The sequence below is a fragment of the Streptomyces sp. NPDC017979 genome, assembly GCF_044328175.1.
Classification (GTDB): domain Bacteria; phylum Actinomycetota; class Actinomycetes; order Streptomycetales; family Streptomycetaceae; genus Streptomyces.
Genome location: NZ_JBIRGU010000004.1, coordinates 224,573 through 240,353, shown reverse-complemented (window position 1 = coordinate 240,353; position 15,781 = coordinate 224,573). Strand labels below are relative to the sequence as shown.

Annotated in this window: 14 protein-coding genes; 7 read left to right on the top strand and 7 right to left on the bottom strand. The window is 71.1% G+C overall.

Annotated elements, in window-relative coordinates; translation table 11 throughout:
• The first annotated feature begins 611 nt into the window (after positions 1–611).
• Positions 612–1,349 (top strand): response regulator, encoded by a 738-nt coding sequence (locus ACH4E8_RS13965; RefSeq protein WP_398447694.1) that lies wholly within the window; start codon positions 612–614, stop codon positions 1,347–1,349.
• Between the two features lie 118 nt (positions 1,350–1,467).
• Here ACH4E8_RS13965 and ACH4E8_RS13960 read toward each other — a convergent pair whose 3' ends face one another.
• Positions 1,468–2,250 (bottom strand): BTAD domain-containing putative transcriptional regulator, encoded by a 783-nt coding sequence (locus ACH4E8_RS13960; RefSeq protein WP_398447692.1) that lies wholly within the window; start codon positions 2,248–2,250, stop codon positions 1,468–1,470.
• Between the two features lie 224 nt (positions 2,251–2,474).
• Between ACH4E8_RS13960 and ACH4E8_RS13955 the strand changes: the two genes are divergently transcribed.
• Positions 2,475–2,813: a hypothetical protein gene (locus ACH4E8_RS13955; protein ID WP_398447690.1), complete on the top strand. Its 339-nt coding sequence runs from the start codon at positions 2,475–2,477 to the stop codon at positions 2,811–2,813.
• A gap of 45 nt (positions 2,814–2,858) precedes the next feature.
• Here the strand turns inward: ACH4E8_RS13955 and ACH4E8_RS13950 are convergent, their stop codons facing one another.
• From ACH4E8_RS13950 to ACH4E8_RS13940, 3 genes are all read right to left on the bottom strand, one after another.
• Positions 2,859–3,485, bottom strand: a complete 627-nt coding sequence (locus tag ACH4E8_RS13950) for an SMI1/KNR4 family protein (RefSeq protein WP_398447688.1) — start codon at positions 3,483–3,485, stop codon at positions 2,859–2,861.
• 529 nt (positions 3,486–4,014) lie between these two features.
• Positions 4,015–5,031 carry an ArsR/SmtB family transcription factor gene (locus ACH4E8_RS13945; RefSeq protein ID WP_398447686.1) on the bottom strand — a complete coding sequence of 339 codons (1,017 nt, stop codon included), beginning with the start codon at positions 5,029–5,031 and terminating at the stop codon, positions 4,015–4,017.
• Between the two features lie 72 nt (positions 5,032–5,103).
• The gene (locus tag ACH4E8_RS13940) at positions 5,104–5,559 is read right to left on the bottom strand and encodes a hypothetical protein (RefSeq protein WP_398447684.1); all 456 of its coding nucleotides are present in this window, start codon (positions 5,557–5,559) and stop codon (positions 5,104–5,106) included.
• A 641-nt stretch (positions 5,560–6,200) separates the two neighbouring features.
• Between ACH4E8_RS13940 and ACH4E8_RS13935 the strand changes: the two genes are divergently transcribed.
• Positions 6,201–7,247 carry an enoyl-CoA hydratase/isomerase family protein gene (locus ACH4E8_RS13935; protein ID WP_398447682.1) on the top strand — a complete coding sequence of 349 codons (1,047 nt, stop codon included), beginning with the start codon at positions 6,201–6,203 and terminating at the stop codon, positions 7,245–7,247.
• 9 nt (positions 7,248–7,256) lie between these two features.
• On the opposite strand, the gene ACH4E8_RS13930 is transcribed toward ACH4E8_RS13935, so the two are convergent.
• Positions 7,257–8,066, bottom strand: coding sequence for an ABC transporter ATP-binding protein (locus tag ACH4E8_RS13930; protein ID WP_398447680.1), 810 nt, complete (start codon positions 8,064–8,066; stop codon positions 7,257–7,259).
• Positions 8,063–9,862, bottom strand: a complete 1,800-nt coding sequence (gene leuA / locus ACH4E8_RS13925) for a 2-isopropylmalate synthase (RefSeq protein ID WP_398447678.1) — start codon at positions 9,860–9,862, stop codon at positions 8,063–8,065. Before leuA ends, ACH4E8_RS13930 begins: the two co-directional genes overlap by 4 nt.
• A gap of 191 nt (positions 9,863–10,053) precedes the next feature.
• On the opposite strand from leuA, the gene ACH4E8_RS13920 reads away from it, so the two are divergent.
• Complete coding sequence (locus ACH4E8_RS13920) at positions 10,054–10,743, top strand: FadR/GntR family transcriptional regulator (protein ID WP_398447676.1); 690 nt, start codon at positions 10,054–10,056, stop codon at positions 10,741–10,743.
• A gap of 55 nt (positions 10,744–10,798) precedes the next feature.
• Here the strand turns inward: ACH4E8_RS13920 and ACH4E8_RS13915 are convergent, their stop codons facing one another.
• Positions 10,799–11,890 carry a helix-turn-helix transcriptional regulator gene (locus ACH4E8_RS13915; RefSeq protein WP_398447674.1) on the bottom strand — a complete coding sequence of 364 codons (1,092 nt, stop codon included), beginning with the start codon at positions 11,888–11,890 and terminating at the stop codon, positions 10,799–10,801.
• A gap of 149 nt (positions 11,891–12,039) precedes the next feature.
• Between ACH4E8_RS13915 and ACH4E8_RS13910 the strand changes: the two genes are divergently transcribed.
• The 3 genes from ACH4E8_RS13910 (at position 12,040) to ACH4E8_RS13900 (ending at position 15,747) form a co-directional block, all read left to right on the top strand.
• Positions 12,040–12,462, top strand: coding sequence for a VOC family protein (locus ACH4E8_RS13910; protein ID WP_398447672.1), 423 nt, complete (start codon positions 12,040–12,042; stop codon positions 12,460–12,462).
• A gap of 137 nt (positions 12,463–12,599) precedes the next feature.
• A complete protein-coding gene (locus ACH4E8_RS13905; protein WP_398447670.1) occupies positions 12,600–13,700 on the top strand; it encodes a winged helix DNA-binding domain-containing protein in 1,101 nt (366 codons plus the stop codon).
• 568 nt (positions 13,701–14,268) lie between these two features.
• Positions 14,269–15,747: a sugar transferase gene (locus tag ACH4E8_RS13900; protein ID WP_398447668.1), complete on the top strand. Its 1,479-nt coding sequence runs from the start codon at positions 14,269–14,271 to the stop codon at positions 15,745–15,747.
• The last annotated feature ends 34 nt before the right edge of the window (positions 15,748–15,781 follow it).

The following is a 15,781-nucleotide window of genomic DNA, read 5'->3' as shown; positions in this document are numbered from 1 at the left end:
TTGCGGGACGCTTCTTTGTCCAGATTTTGAGATGACCGTCAACGGCATGTACACGACTATCGTTCGGGCGTCGAAGTGGGGGTGCGCAATCTCAAACAATCTGTGGCCGGAAAGGAACTGCGCATGCCCGGGGAGGCTGGCCGGGGCGCGCGCGGCGGCATTGGCGCCGAAGCGGCCCGGGGTGTCTTGAATTCTCCTACGGAACGAACTGTTCCAGCCTCGCAGCAGGGCAGACCGGGAAAGGTCGCGGTGTACTCCGTGGCTGAACTTGAGCGTTCTCTCTCGGATGTTGCACGGCGATACCTCCCTGTTTAGGGGGTGTCGATAGGGGCAGTGTTATGACGTGATCACTACACGTCGATCTTGTCAGGGGGCTGGACGGCGGACTACGGTATGTCACATGCCAGCCAACATGTGATATGGGGGATCAATGGCGGATTCTGTGGCACGGGTGTCAGTGGAAAGCGCAAGTTGCGCCGTCGGCGATGCCATCAAAATGCTGGCGTATGCCTTTGCTCCGAGCCGGCGCGGCGAAAGACGGGCGGCCTCCGGAATTGCTTTGGTTACTTGTGTCAACTTAATCGCGTGCTCCGCGGGGCACGCTCGACTGCTTGCTCGACGCCTACTGGTGCGCCGCGTTGCAGAAATTTCGCCACTGGTGTGGAGAGTCTCCGTGCAGTCGGGGGCGGGCCATGCGGCCTGACCATAGAGGTCGGCTGCGTATAGTCCTGATCGACGGCCATACGCTGCTGCGCGAAGTGATGCGCGAAGTGCTCGAAATGGAAAGCGATATGACCGTCGTCGGCGAAGCCGACAACGGGGCGTGCGGCATCTTGCAATGCAAAATGGAGCAACCCGACGTCGTGTTGCTGGACGCGAACGTCCCCGGCGAGCCGATCGCCGACATCGTGAATTCAATCCACTCGATATCTCCGAACTCCAGAGTGCTGATCGTCAGCATGGACGAAGTGCCGGTGCTGGTGCGCCAACTGCTCGATTGCGGTGTCCGTGGCTATCTGAACAAGTGGGTGAGCCGGGCCGACCTGGTGGCCAGCATCCGCGCGGTGTGCGCAGACGACATTCGCATCGTGCTGCACGTGTCCGCCGAAGTGCTGACCTCCATCGCCTCGGCGTCGAACTACCTGGAGATGCTCACCAGGCGGGAGTTGGAGATCCTGACCCTGGTGAGCGAGGCGATGAGCAATCGCCAGATCTCGCGGCGATTGACCATCGCCGAGGGTACGGTGAAGCGTCATCTGGGGGCCATTTTCACGAAGCTGGGTGCTCGGTCCCGGCTCGACGCGGTCAACAAGGCAGTTTCCATCGGGCTCATCGCCCGTGCTGGATAGGAATGCTGTGCGAGGGGTGTAGTGGGCACCTGCGCGATCGAGGATCGTTCCCCGGCGATCCCCGATCCGGCACCGTCTCCCCCCGGTAGGGCGGGACGTCCCAGCGGGACTCCCACGACTACGACACCGCCCAGTCCGACCAGGAGTCGCGTCCCGCCAGGACCTCTCGATGCAACTCCCTCAACACGTCCGACGGTTCGAGCCCGAGTTCGTTCGACAGCGTGCTGCGCAGGTGCTGGTACGCGATCAGCGATTCGTTCCGTCGGCCGCTGGAGGCAAGCGCCTTGATCAACTGAGCGTGGTACCACTCGTTGAGCGGGTCGGACAGGAGGATGGCCTTCAACTCGCCGACGAGTTCCCGGTGCCGGCCCAGCATCGCATCCGCCTGGATGCGCAGTTCGACGGCGTGCGCCCGTTGCTCCGTGAGGCGCACGACGTGCGCCTGGATCGACGGGCCCGCCGTCACGTCGGCGAGCGGCGGCCCCGACCACAGGTTGAGCGCCTGCCGCAGCAGCCGTCCCGCAGTGGCCGCGTCACCGGCGTCGAGCGCGGTGCGCCCCTGCTTGGTCAGCCGGAGGAACGCCGCCAGGTCCAGCCGGTCCGGGGCCACCCGAAGCATGTAGCCCGCACCGCACGTGGCGAGGACGTCTTCGACCCTGTTCTTGGCCACCCACGGCTCGAACTGTCGTCTGAGCTGGTAGATGTACGTCTGCGCGGTGGGGACGGCGCTCTTCGGCGGCTTGTCACCCCACAGTTCGTCGATGATCGCGTCGAGCATGACGATGTTGTTGGCGTGCAGGAGCAGTTGCGCCAGCACGCGCCGTGCCATGGGTGCGGTCGGTGTGCAGTCGCTCAGCTCGTTGGTGACGGATAGACGGCCGAGTACCTGGAATCGCAGCACGGGCGAATGCCTCCACACGCTGATCGTTGGAACGGGCCCGAACCAGACTCTGCCGATCACTTTGCTCGCCAAGCAATGCTTCGGGGCGAAGGTCCCATGCCGGTGACCGTGTCAGGTCGCGTGGACTACAACCTTCGTCGCATTGCCGTACGCCGGAGGTTTGCCTGCGGTGGCACCGGCGTAGCGTCTGTACCCCCACCGGTGGCAGCGATGAAGGGAGCGTCTTGGAGGAGAGCGAAGCGCGGAGGCTCGCGGAAGACTTCGGCCGGACCCTGACCGACCGTTGGGACGAGTGGGGCTTCCAGCTCCGTCTGTGGGCCACGCCGGCCGTCACCGGCGTCTACGGCTTCAATTGGTACCCCACGGCGAAGGACGAAGAGGGGCGCCAGATCAGGATCGGCGGGAGCTGGCCCATCCTCGTCGACCAGGACACGGGGGCATGCCGAGTCGTGCAGGGGACGAAGGAAATGGCCGCGCTCAGAGGTACGTCGGCGGTCCGCACCGCACTCGCGGGCAAACCACCCGCCAGCCGCGTCCCCAACCTCACAGGGCAATACACCTAGGGCGCGCTGACGCAGCCGCTGTCAGGGGCCGCCTCGTCGCCGGGCTCAGTCCGTCGGTCCGGTCCCGGGGCGCGCAGGGGGCAACGGCGCGCCGCCTCCCGGTGGTCGTCCCCAGCCGGGTGAACCGTGGTGCAGGCCGGGTTGGATCTCGCCCGTGAGCGGTCCGGTGCCTCGGGTGAGGGCTTCGGCCAGGGCGTCGAGGAACTCGGCGAGAGTGCGGTGTCCGGGGGCGACAAGCAGTGCCGGTGGTTCGCCGTTGGCCAGGCTGAATCCGGCGAGCCGGCCGTCGGGGTCGATCGCCAGGCCGCCCCACGGTGCGAGGGAGTAGTCGGCGACGGCGAAGGGCACCCAGGCACCCCAGAAGTCCTCGGGGCCGCCCACGCTTTCGCGGACCGCCGTGATTTCCGCCAAGGGCAGCAGATGGTGCTGCGCGACGAAGAGCCCCGGGTCGTGTTCGTCCGGATCGCGCTCCAGCGCGGAGGCGTCGACCGTTCCGTTGCACACGGCGAGCAGCGCCATCAGATCGGCGGGCAGGGCAACGCCCAGTTCGGCTTCGGCGGTACGGACGTCCGACGGGGTGGCGCCTGGCTGTAGGGCGGCGTGCGAAGCGGGTGCGTGGGCCGCCAGCCAGTCGGTGATGGCGGTCCAGGCAGGGAGGATGCCACTCATCATGTCTTCCATCGTGATAGGCGGGCGGGTCGGGAGCGCGCGTGCCCAATGCTCAGCTCACGCGCTCCGGGTGGGCCGGACCATCGGGTCAGGCTTGCGCTGGGCTTGTCGCCCAATCACGGGTGTTCGGCAGGGACGCAACCATGAGCACCTGGGCGGTCCAGGACCCTGGTTCCCCCGCTGGGTCCCAGATCACGTCGATGTGAGCTCCGTGGAAGTCGTGCGCGAGCCCCGCCACCACGGCCGCTGCTGCGCCCTGCGCCTCGGCTGGGCTGGCGTCGACCGGCACGTCGACCAGGCGCCCGCAGAGCGTTCCGCCTTCCACCGTGCGGACGCTGTGACGCCAGCCTTCTGGCGTCGAGAACAGGGTGATGTCCCTCGGCGTGCCGACGGGAGTTCGCCTCTTCTTGCCCCGCTGTCGCCCGATCATGGTGCCATCCAACCTCGTCGGCTTCTGGACGGTTGAGGCGGGGAGGGCTTCTTGGCCCGTGCGGGCGCGATCCACGAAGTCGCCCCGCGCAGGTGCAGCGAGCTATCCGCCGTTGAGGAGGGTGGTGCCGAGTGCGGTGAGCGTGTGAAGGACGGCGCTGCCGTGGCGAGTGGTGGAGATGACACCGGCGTTGCGCAAGATGGTGGCGTGTTCGCTCGCGTTGGGGAGGGAGACGGAGAGTCGCTCGGCGAGCTGCCCGGTGGTGCACGGACCCCGGCCGATGGCGTCCAGGGCGCGGGCGCGGGTGCGCCCGAGGAGGGCTTCGAGGGCGGCGAGTTCCGCCGTGTCGTCGGCGAGCACGCGTGCCGTGTCGGAGACGTTGCGGACGAGGGGCACGAAGAGCAGGACGGGTATCTGCTCGTCCGAAGCACTGACGTAGGACGTCGGTCGGTTCTGGCAGAAGATCGACGGAACGAGCATCATGCCGCGGCCGCCGAGGCGTGATTCCCCCGTCACCGGGCCCCTTCCGACCTCAAGCACCGGGGGGCGCCAGCGGAATCCCGCCGGGAGTGAGGCCAGCATCGCGTCGATGCCCCTTTCGGCCAGGGTACGAGCGAGGGCGGCTTGCTCTGCCGCGAGTCGTGCGTGCATGCGCTTCCAGTAAGGCAGGACGGCGGTGTCGTGGTACTCGCGGAGAAAGTTGACGAGGTCGTTGCGGTCGCCGCGTTCGCGTGCCGGGTCGCCCCAGCGTGCGCCCGCCCACGACGACGCGGCCGGGAAGTAGAAGGCATGGCTCTCCTCCGCGTCCGCGAGCTCTGCTGCGAAGTGGCGCGGGCGGGCGGAGACGAGGGCTTCGAGCCCTTGGTCCAGGGTGGCTGCGTGGCCGGTGAGGGTGAAGAGGTCGAGGACGCCGCCGCGGAAGAGCGTGGTGGCCGGGTTGCGCAGCGTCCGGTGCGCGAGCGGGTCGTCGAACAGCCGCTCGCGCCACCCCGCGAAGGCGGAACCCATGTGGGACTGCTGCAACGTCATCAGACTGAAGAAGGTCTCGCCCAGCGGGCCCCAGGTGGCGACCACACGGGTGCGAGCCAGGTCCTCCGGGGTGAAGTGGAAACGTAACACGCGTTTTCTCCCTGGCCGTCGTGTGAAGGGTGACTGCGGATTCTCCAGCGGGCGATGGTGGTGACTCCTGCGTCAGGCGGCTTCCGGGACTCCGTCAGCAAACCGTTGCGGGCTTCGGGTGACGGCCCGCGACACGGTGGCCGCGAAGAGGGCGCCCAGGACGAAGGCGAGCAGCGGTCGACGTCCGTGGTCTGCGGCACGCCGGTGGCCGGCCGGTGAGGAGGAGGGCCCGGCGCCGGGGTCGGGGGCAGTAGGTGGTCGGCGGGGCGTCGGGGTGGTACGGAGGGTGAGCGCGTTCCGGGCGCGGGTCCAGGACTGGACCGTCTGCTCGTCGTCGGTGCAGGCGCGGACGAACGCCGCGACCAGCTCTGCGCGCGGCAGGGTGTGCCGTGCGAGGGCACCGGCGAGCGTGCTCGACGGCAGGAAGTCGCCCGCCTCGCGAGCGCGGTCCGAGATCTGTCGGTAGGTCAGCCCCGACGCCACCTTCAGTTGGTGCATCCGGTCCACCAGATCGGCTGGCGTGGCCACGGTCGCCAACTGCGGTGAGGAAGTACGGGACGTAGCGCGGGCCGGAACGAGGAGCACGAGTTCGTTCGGGCGCTCGGAGGTCGAGACGCTCACGCCATTGTGCGGTTCCACGGCCATGTCGGCCCTCCTGTCGTGATCGGGTGCTGCCTCGGCGCTGGACCGGACGGGCACGTACGGCCCCGGCTTCGACGGCCGCAGCCTCCTTTCCCGCGGCGAGCACGAAGGGCGAAGCCGGCCTTGCTTCCGTCGGTGGCGCTCCGCCCCACTCTCCCTGCACCGGCTGGCCGGCTCCGAACCCTTTCGGTGGTGACCGAAGCGCCTGCACGAGGTCGCCGGCGCCCTGCCGGGCCTGATGAAGGCGTCGGCCGGCGGAGGATGAGTCCTTCACGGTGTGCTGCCAGCCGTTGTCGTCGCCCGGCTCGAACCAGCGACCGCGGGACGCGTCGGCGGCGCTGGCGTGCCGGGGCGGTCGACGGGCTGGATTTGGTAGGACGTCCAAACATATAGTCGCCGGCGAGGACCGCGGCGCGGGGAAGCCGGTGAGAATCCGGCACGGTCCCGCCAGTGCGGCCGGGGAGTGCGCCGTCGAGCGGCGCCCTCCTGCGAGCCGTCGTGGCTCGCGGACCGACGGAGGCGTTCGGATGACCGACATCGACAGGCCCGTCCTGCTGAGCACCGCGGGGCGGGCGGCCCGCATCGTCCTCAACCGGCCCCGGGCCCTCAATGCGCTCACCCACGAGATGGTGCGCAGCATCGACCGGGCGCTGACGGAGTGGGAACGGGATCCGGCGGTCGAGACCGTGGTCATCGCCGGGGCGGGGGAGCGCGGCCTGTGCGCCGGTGGTGACATCCGGGCGATCCACGACGACGCCCGCGACGGCGACGGCACCGCGTCCGCCGCCTTCTGGCGGGACGAGTACCGGCTCAACGCCCGGATCGCCCGCTACCCCAAGCCGTACGTCGCCGTCATGGACGGCATCGTGATGGGCGGCGGCGTCGGCGTCTCGGCGCACGGCAGCGTCCGGATCGTCACCGAGCGCTCCCGGGTCGCGATGCCCGAGACCGGAATCGGCTTCGTCCCCGACGTCGGCGGCACCCATCTGCTGGCGCTGGCCCCCGGCGAACTGGGCACCCACCTGGCCCTCACCGGCGCCGCGGTCGGGGCCGGTGACGCCCTGCTGTGCGGACTCGCCGACCACTACGTACCGTCCCGTGCCCTGCCGGAACTTCTCGACGACCTCGCCCACCGGACCGTGCCAGAAGCGCTCGCCCGACACGTCCAGCCACCGCCGCCCGGCGAACTGACCGGGCAGCGGGCATGGATCGACGGGTGTTACGGGGCCGACACCGTGGAGGAGGTCGTCGAGCGGCTGCTCGACCACGGCGAACCGGCGGCGAAGGCGACCGCCGAGACGCTGCTCGCCAAGTCGCCCACCGCGCTCAAGGTGACCCTGGCCGCGCTGCGCCGGGCCCGTGGACTCGGCTCCCTGGAACGGGTCTTGGCACAGGAGTACCGCGTCTCCTGCGCCCTGTTGACCAGCCCCGACCTGGTGGAGGGCATCCGCGCCCAGATCGTCGACAAGGACCGCAACCCGCGCTGGCGCCCCGCCGTGCTGACCGAGGTCACCGACGCCGACGTCGAGCGCTGCTTCCAGCCCCTCGGGGAGCGTGAACTCGGGTCGCCGTGACCGGGCGCCTCAGCGGAGCCGCGATCGGGGCGCGGGATGCGCGGTCACGGCCCAGCGGCCTTCGGTGCGGGTGAGTCGGACCGGGTGATCGAAGCACTTGCTGATCTGGTCGCTGGTCAGGACCTCGTCGACGGGACCGGAGGCCAGGGCGCGGCCGTCGCGCAGCAGCAGGACATGGGTCGTGCCCGGGGGGAGTTCCTCCAGATGGTGGGTGACGAGGACCGATGCCAGGTCCGGGTGGGTGTGCTGCAAGGTGTCGAGCCGTTCGACGAGCTGCTCGCGGCCGGCGACGTCGAGACCGGTCGCGGGTTCGTCCAGCAACAGCAGCCGTGGACTGGGCATCAGCGCCCGGGCGATCAGGGTGCGACCCCGCTCGCCCTGGGACAGGGCCGGCCATCGGGCCTCGCGGCGGTGGCCGAGGCCGAGCAGGTCGATGAGACGGTCGGCGAGGGCGACCTGTTCGGGGGTCGGGGCCCAGCGGGGGACGGGTTCCAGGGTGTTGGTCACGCCGGTCAGCACCACGTCGTGGACCGTGCGGGCCGAGCGCAGGTCGTGTCGCGGATTGACGTGCCCGACGCAGGAGCGCAGCTGCCGCAGGTCGACCCGGCCCAGCCGGTGGCCCAGCACCTCGACCGTGCCGCGAGTGGGGTGGACGAGCGCCCCGAGCAGGGCGAGCAGGGTGGTCTTGCCGGCGCCGTTGGGGCCGAGCAGCGCCCAGTGCTCACCGGTCCGCACGGTCAAGGACACCTCGCTGAGGATCGTGCTGCCGTCGCGGACGACCGCCACGTCCTGCGCCTGGAGCACGGGTGCCGTGGTCATGAGGCGCCCTGCGCACGGCGGTTGACGGCGGCCATGACCGCGTGGACCGAGGCGGTCAGCACGGAGGTGTGCCAGCCGGCGCCCCAGAGGGTCACTCCGTCCACCCGGCACTCGACGTAGGCGACGGCGGGGCTGTCCGGGCCGGTGCCGGTGGCGTGTTCGGCGTAGCCGAGGATGTCGACGGTCACGCCCGTGGTGCCCAGTGCATCGGTGAGGGCGGACAGCGGTCCGTTGCCGGTGCCGCGGCAGGAGCGCTCCACGCCGTCGGTGCGCAGGGTGCCGACGAACCGGTGCTCGCCGGGGGCCGGCTCGGTGGCGCGCCATGACTCCAGGAGGACGGGGCCGTCCAGGGCCGGGGCGATGTAGGCGGTGTGGAAGAGCTCGTACAACTCCTTGTGGCCCAGCTCCCGACCGGTGGAGTCGGTGACGCGCTGCACCGTGCGGGAGAAGTCGGGGCGCAGCGAACGGGGCAGGTCCAGGCCGTGGTGGAGGCGCAGGAGGTGGGCGATGCCGCCCTTGCCGGACTGCGAGTTGATGCGGATGACCTCCTCGTACGTCCGGCCGACGTCGCCCGGATCGATGGGCAGGTACGGCACCTCCCAGGGCGCGTCCTCCGGTGCGACGCCCCGCTCGGCGGCCTGCCGCGCGTGGTGGGCCAGGCCCTTGGCGATGGCGTCCTGGTGGGTGCCGGAGAACGCGGTGTGCACCAGGTCGCCGCCGTAGGGGTGGCGGGGGTGGACCGGTAGCCGGTTGCAGTGCTCCACCACTTCGCGGACCGCGTCGATGTCGGAGAAGTCGACCATCGGGTTCACGCCCTGCGCGTACAGGTTGAGGGCCAGGGTCACCAGGTCCACGTTCCCGGTGCGCTCGCCGTTGCCGAACAGGCAGCCCTCGATGCGCTGCGCCCCCGCGAGTACGGCGAGTTCGGCGCAGGCGACGCCGGTGCCGCGGTCGTTGTGCGGGTGGACGGAGAGGATCACGGAACCGCGGCGCGTCAGATGGCGGTCCATGTACTCGATCTGGTCCGCGTAGACGTTGGGGGTGGCGATCTCGACGGTGGCGGGCAGGTTGTGGACCACCGGACGGTCCGGGCTCGCCTCCCACAGTTCGGTCAGGCCGTTGCAGACCTCCAGGACGAAGTCCGGTTCCGTGAGGTTGAAGACCTCCGGGGAGAACTCGAACCGGATCTGAGCGTCCGGTCGCTCCTCCGCCCTGCGCACCAGTTGGCCGGCGGCGTCCACGATCAGCCGGTGGACCTCGGTGCGGGAGCGGCCCAGGACGACGTTCCGCCAGGTGGGCGCGGTCGCGGTGTAGAGGTGGACGAGGACGCGGGGGAGCCCTACGACGGCGTCGAAGGTCCGGTCGATCAGGTCCCGGCGGGCCGGGGTGAACACGGAGACGGTCACGTCGTCCGGGACGGCGTCGCCGGTGGCGAGGTGCCGCACGAAGTCGAAGTCGGTCTGGCTGGCGGACGGGTAGCCGACTTCGATCTCCTTGAAGCCCATGGTGACCAGGAGGTCGAACATCCGGCGCTTGCGTGCGGTGTCCATCGGTTCGGCCAGCGCCTGGTTGCCGTCGCGCAGGTCGACCGGCACCCACAGCGGGGCGCGCTCGATCTGTCGGGAGGGCCAGGTGCGGTCGGTCAGGGGCACCGCGACCCGGTGGTGCGCGGGCCGGTAGCGGTGGTGCGGCATCGCGCTGGGGCGTTGCGGGTTCCAGTGCGGTGCGTCGGCCGGTACGTCACCGGCGGGGGCGGACGGGGTGGGGAACGCGGTGCGTCGGGAGGGGGCTGCCATGATGTGCGGAACTTCCTTCGGTCTGCCATCGTGCGACCGGCTCGGCCCAGTCCCCCGCTGCGGGGTGCCGGTCGTGCAGGGCCCCGCAGCGGCAGCCGAGGAGAAGGAACTCGTGCACCAGCATGCGAGGTACAGTAGCCACACCTCAGGTCCTCAGACAACCTGAGGAATTCAGGAAGGGTGAACCCCGTATGTCACTCGGCGCCTTGCGGCCGTCCCCCTTGGTCGAGCAGGCCACGGAGCACCTGCGCGACCAGATCACCGGCGGCGAGTGGGCCGTGGGGACGAAGCTCCCCGGTGAGACCACCCTCGCCAAGTCGCTCGGCGTGGGGCGCTCCACCGTCCGCGAGGCCCTGCGCGCACTGGCGGGCGCCGGGCTGGTGCAGGCCCGCCAGGGGTCCGGAGTCTTCGTCATCGCGACCAAGCCCAAGGAGGACTGGTCCACCCAGCTCCGCCGGGCCGCCATCACCGACGTCTACGAAGTGCGGCTGCTCGTCGAGGTGGAGGCGGCGCAATTGGCCGCGCAACGCCGGACCGAGGAGGACGTCACCGCGCTCCACGGGGCCCTCGCCCGGCGCCGCGACGCCGCCAACGACGGCGACGCCGCGTTCGTCGCGGCCGACATCGCCCTCCATCGGGCCGTGGTCGACGCGGCCCACAATCCGGTGCTCACCGGCCTGTTCGCCGAGTTCGTCCCGGTGCTGGAGCGACGGCTGCTCGATCTGGTCGAACTGCTCGGCCTGCGCTCCGCCGACGCGAATCACGGCGACGCGGGCCACGCCGACCTGGTCAGCGCCGTCGAACAGGGGGATCCCGAGGCGGCCGGACGGGCGCTGCGGAACGAGCTCCAACAGACCCTCGCCCTGCTCCACTCCCTCTGATCGGGGCCTTTCCCCCTATCTGGGCCATTCCCCCGATCAGGTCCGATCCCGCTGATCAGGGCCGGCGCGGTGCCGCCGCGCGGGCGTAGCGCGCGGCGAGGGCGGCGAAGGCGGCGGCCAGCTCCGGCGGGCCGATGACGTCGATGTCCGCGTCGAAGCGACCGAAGGCGGCGGCGAGTGCGGTCCACGACCAGGAGCCGAGGGTGAGCCGGCAGCGGTCCGGGCCGAGTTCTACGACGACTCCGTCCTCGGCGAAGGGCGCGACCGAGGCGGCCGGGAGGTGGAGGACCACCTCGCCCCGGCACGGCCAGTCGGTGGCGGCTCCGCGGCCGTCGCCGCCGTCGGTCTCGCCGCTGCCGCGGAACCTGCCGGTGACGAAGGCGGAGACGCTGCCGCCCGGCAGCGGGCGCGGGGTGAAGCGGGGGCCGGTGGGGGTGCGCGGGCGGATGCGGTCGACGCGGAAGGTGCGCCAGTCCGCGCGGTCGAGGTCCCAGGCCACCAAGTACCAGCGGTGGCGCCAGGCAACCAGGTGGTGGGGCTCGACCCGACGGGATTCAGCCGTGGGCGGCACGGTGGTGGGCCCGGATGCAGTGGACTCGGAAGTCGCGGGGCCGGTGGCCGCGGCGTCCGGGGCCCTTGAGTAGCCGGGGCCCCTGGCGTAGGAGAAGCGCAGCTCCTCGTGACCGCGGACGGCGCGGCTGAGGTCCAGCAGGACCCGTGCGTCGACGTCGCCGTCGCCCTGACGCGCGTCGTAGCCCGCGGGCGGCCGGACCGCCGTGATGCGCAGCAGCTCCATGCGGTCGCGCAGCCGCGGCGGCATGACCTGGCGCAGGGTGGCCAGGGCGCGGGCCGCGTCGTCGGCCACCGCGGTGCCGGTGGCCACGGTCTGGAGGGCCACGGCCAGGGCGACGGCCTGCTCGTCGTCGAACAGCAGGGGCGGCATGCGACGGCCGGCCTCCAAGAGGTAACCGCCCGCCGGCCCCTTGACCGTGGTGATCAGATAGCCCAGTTCGCGCAGCCGGTCCACGTCCCGGCGCACGGTGCGCACGGTCACCCCCAGGCGGTCGGCCAGCTCCCCGCCGGACCAGCCGCGGCCCGCCTGGAGCAGGGACAGGAGGGTGAGCAGCCGTGCGGACGTCTTCTGCATGACTCCAGTCTCCCCGCAGTACAGGACAGAACCTGTCCTCTGCCCGTGCGACGGTGGCGAACGAGCCGCCCGGGCCGTCCGGGCCGGCCGACGCCGCTTCGGCCCCACGGGCCGCGGTGCATTCAAGCCAACGACGCAAGGAGTGGAACGTGTCCGTCACGACCACCACCCATCTGAACTTCCGGGGCGCCGCCCGTGCCGCGCTCGACTTCTACCAATCCGTCTTCGGCGGACGCACCGTCGCGGTCAGCTACCGGGACGCGGGCGCGGTCCAGCACGAGGGCGAGGCGGACTGGGTGATGTGGGGCGAGGTGGCCGGCGCCGACGGCTTCCACGTCATGGCCTACGACGTGCCCTCCCACCTGCCCTGGAACCAGGGCGAGAACCCGTTCTTCGTCTCCGTGCGCGGCGACGACGCCGAGGAGATCAGCGCCCTGTGGGGCAGGCTCGGCGAGGGGTCGACCGTCGTGCGTCCGCTGGAGCCCGCGCCGTGGGCGCCGCTGTACGGCATGCTGACCGACCGCTTCGGCGTCACCTGGGTCCTGGACGTCACCGCCCCGTACAACGGCTGAAACCGGCCGAAGGGCCGATGGCGTCCGCGCCCGGCCGGGCCGCCCCGGCACCCGGGGCGGCCCGGCCGGCGCCGGCGCCGCACCCGAACAGCAGCCGTACCCGTATCCGTACCGCAACCGAAGGAGACCGGGCCGCCGTGCCGACGACCGTTCTCGACAGCCGCGCCCTCAACCGCGCCACCCTCGCCCGCCAACACCTGCTCCACCGCAGCGCCCAGTCGGTGCCCGCCGCGGTGGCCCACCTGTGCGGACTCCAGGCGCAGGAACCGCAGGAGCCGTTCATCGGACTCTGGTCCCGGCTGGCCGGCTTCGCGCCCGGACAGTTGGACGCCGCGCTGACCGGCCGCACCGTGGTGCGCACCCACCTCATGCGCCGCACCGTGCACCTCGTCACCGCAGACGACGCGCTCGCGTGGCGCGCCCGCCACGACGCCATGCTGCGCCAGCGGGTGCTGGGCACCTACCGACGCGAACTGGCCGACGTCGACCTGGACGAGGTCGCCGCAGCCGGCCGCGCGATCCTCGCCGACGGCCGGCCCCGCACCATGGCCGAACTCGTACGGGCCCTCGAAGACCGCTGGCCCGGACCGCCGCGCCGGGCGCTGGGCGAACTGCTCGTGGCCGGCCTCGTCCCCATGGCCCAACTCCCGCCCCGCGGCCTGTGGCAACAGAAGGCCGGCGTGCGCAACCTGCCGCTGACGACCTGGCTGGCACGAGACGTCGACCCCCTGCCCGCCGAGGAGGGGGACCCCGTCGGGCAGCAACTGCTGCGCCGCTACCTCGCCGCCTACGGGCCCGCCGCCAGCGCCGACCTCCGCGCCTGGTGCGGCCTCGCCGGTCTGCCCGCCGCCGTCAAGGCCGTCCGTGAAGAACTCGTCGTCTTCCGCGACGAACGCGGACGGGAACTGCTCGACCTGCCCGACGCACCGCGCCCGGACCCCGACACCCCTGCCCCGGTCCGGTTCCTGCCGGCCTTCGACAACGCCGTCCTCGGCTACCACGACCGCAGCCGGATCATCGACGCGCCGCACCTCGGCCTGTCCGTCGAGGGCCACCGGATGGTCCTCGTCGACGGACGCACCACCGCCACCTGGTCCGTGCGCGACCGCCGACTCCGCATCAGCCCGCTGCGCCCCCTCACCGGCCCGGAGCGGGAGGCCGTCCACGCCGAAGCCCGGGCCCTGGTCGACTTCCTGGACGAGGGGGTCGAACACGTACAACTCGACGCCGAGATGTGACGATCGTGCGTCCGTGTGCGGGCGCGGTGTGCTCGAACGGACGCCGGCGCAGGGGTGGTCGAAGGGGCTTCTTCGCAGCTCATGGCCGATGCCGTCGCCGTCGAACGGTCACGGACGACCACGGGGTGGCGGGGCGAGTTTCAAAGCTTGAACACGAATTCCACACATCCCCTCTCCATGTCGGCCTCGATGGTCTAGATTGACCGTGCTTCAGATGTTCGGACACGAGGCGAACAATGGTGATCTATTGGTCTCTCGTTCCGGATGACCAGCAGTTGCGTCCCCCGCGCCGCCGTGGGGGTGATCGATTCTCGGGTCCGCAAGGGGCTTCGGGTGCGGGGAGCGCCCGGGGCCGCGAAGGTCCCTCGTGCACGTTGAGTACCCGGCAGGACGGGCGATCCGCCGCCGGGTGAGTTCGTAGCGCACCACTGAACAGCCGGCACGTCATGCGCGGAAGGCGGGGGCCTTCCGAGGGGAGCAACAGCACGGCGCGGGAGGCGGGGGCCTCCCAGGGGGAGGAAACGGTGTCGGGCGAACACGGAGAACCGCTGATGGCCTGGGGGGGTCTGTGGAGCAGGGGGGATTAGTCAACCCGTTCACGTCGGCGCACGGGAGGCTGGCGGACGGGACGATCAGTCAGGGCGCGATCGACTGGGAAGAGCGGTACCGCCGTACCGTGATCGCCGGCGACACGGTGGCCACCGCCTTGGTGGTGGCCACGATCGGCAACTTATTCGGGGCCCGCGACGCGGCCAACTGGCACGAGAAGTGGGGAATCCTCGCCTTCGGCACCGAACTGCTGGTGCTGGGAGCGCTCGCGGTGAGCCGGGCGTGGGCGCCGGCGGTGCTCGGCCAGGGCGCCGAGGAGTTCCGTCGGCTCGGCCGGGCACTGTCCACGGCGGCCGTCGTGCTGGCGCTCGGCGGAATCGCCCTCACCTCGCGCAACATCAAACTCTGGATCTTCGTCGCGATCCCCGCCCTCGCACTGGTCACCATGACCGGGCGCTATCTGCTGCGACTGTGGCTGCACAAACAGCGCAAGGAAGGGCGGTGCCTAAGACCGGTGCTCGCGGCCGGCAGCCCGGCCACCGTACGTGATCTGATCGGCAGGGCCCGCAAGTTCCCGCACCTCGGCTGGCGGGTGGACGCGGTGTGCACCACCGACGGCCTCGGGCCCGACGGCGACCGACTGGACGGAGTGCCGGTCGTCGGCCGGCTCGCGGACGTCGCCGACCACGTCCGCCGCGACGGCTACCGCGTCGTCGCGGTCACCCCGGACCCGCACTGGTCACCGGACCGGCTGCAACGGCTGGCCTGGAACCTCGAAGGCAGCGACGCCGAGATGGTGGTGGCCCCGGTCCTGATGGAGGTCGCCGGCCCGCGGCTGCACGTCGACGCGGTGCTCGGGATACCGCTGCTGAGGGTCAACATGCCGACCTTCACCGGGGGCCGCCGGGCGGTCAAGGAAGTCGTCGACCGGATGGGCGCGGCGGTCCTGCTGATGCTCTTCGCACCGCTGATGGTGCTGGTGGGCCTGCTCGTGTCGCTGGACAGCCGGGGCGGCGCGTTCTACCGGCAGCGCAGGGTCGGCAAGGACGGCCGCGAGTTCACCATCCTCAAGTTCCGCACCATGGTCTCCGGGGCGGACCGGGCGCGGGCCGCGCTGGCCGACCGCAACGAGGGCGCGGGACTGCTGTTCAAGCTCCGCCGGGACCCCCGGGTGACCCGGGTGGGCGCGGTGCTGCGCCGGTACTCCATCGACGAACTCCCGCAGCTCTTCAACGTGCTCGGCGGATCGATGTCGCTGGTGGGCCCGCGGCCCCCGCTGCCTGAGGAGTCCGCGGCGTACGGCCCGGACATCCGACGGCGGCTGCTGGTCAAACCCGGGCTCACCGGCCTCTGGCAGATCAGCGGGCGCAGCGACCTGCCGTGGGAGGAAGCGGTCCGGCTGGACCTGCGGTACGTGGAGGACTGGTCGCTCGCCCTGGACACGGTGATCTTGTGGAAGACGCTGCGTGCGGTGGTCTACGGGCAGGGGGCCTACTGATGCGCGGGGAGCATCGGCGGGCCGGGGTGCGGAC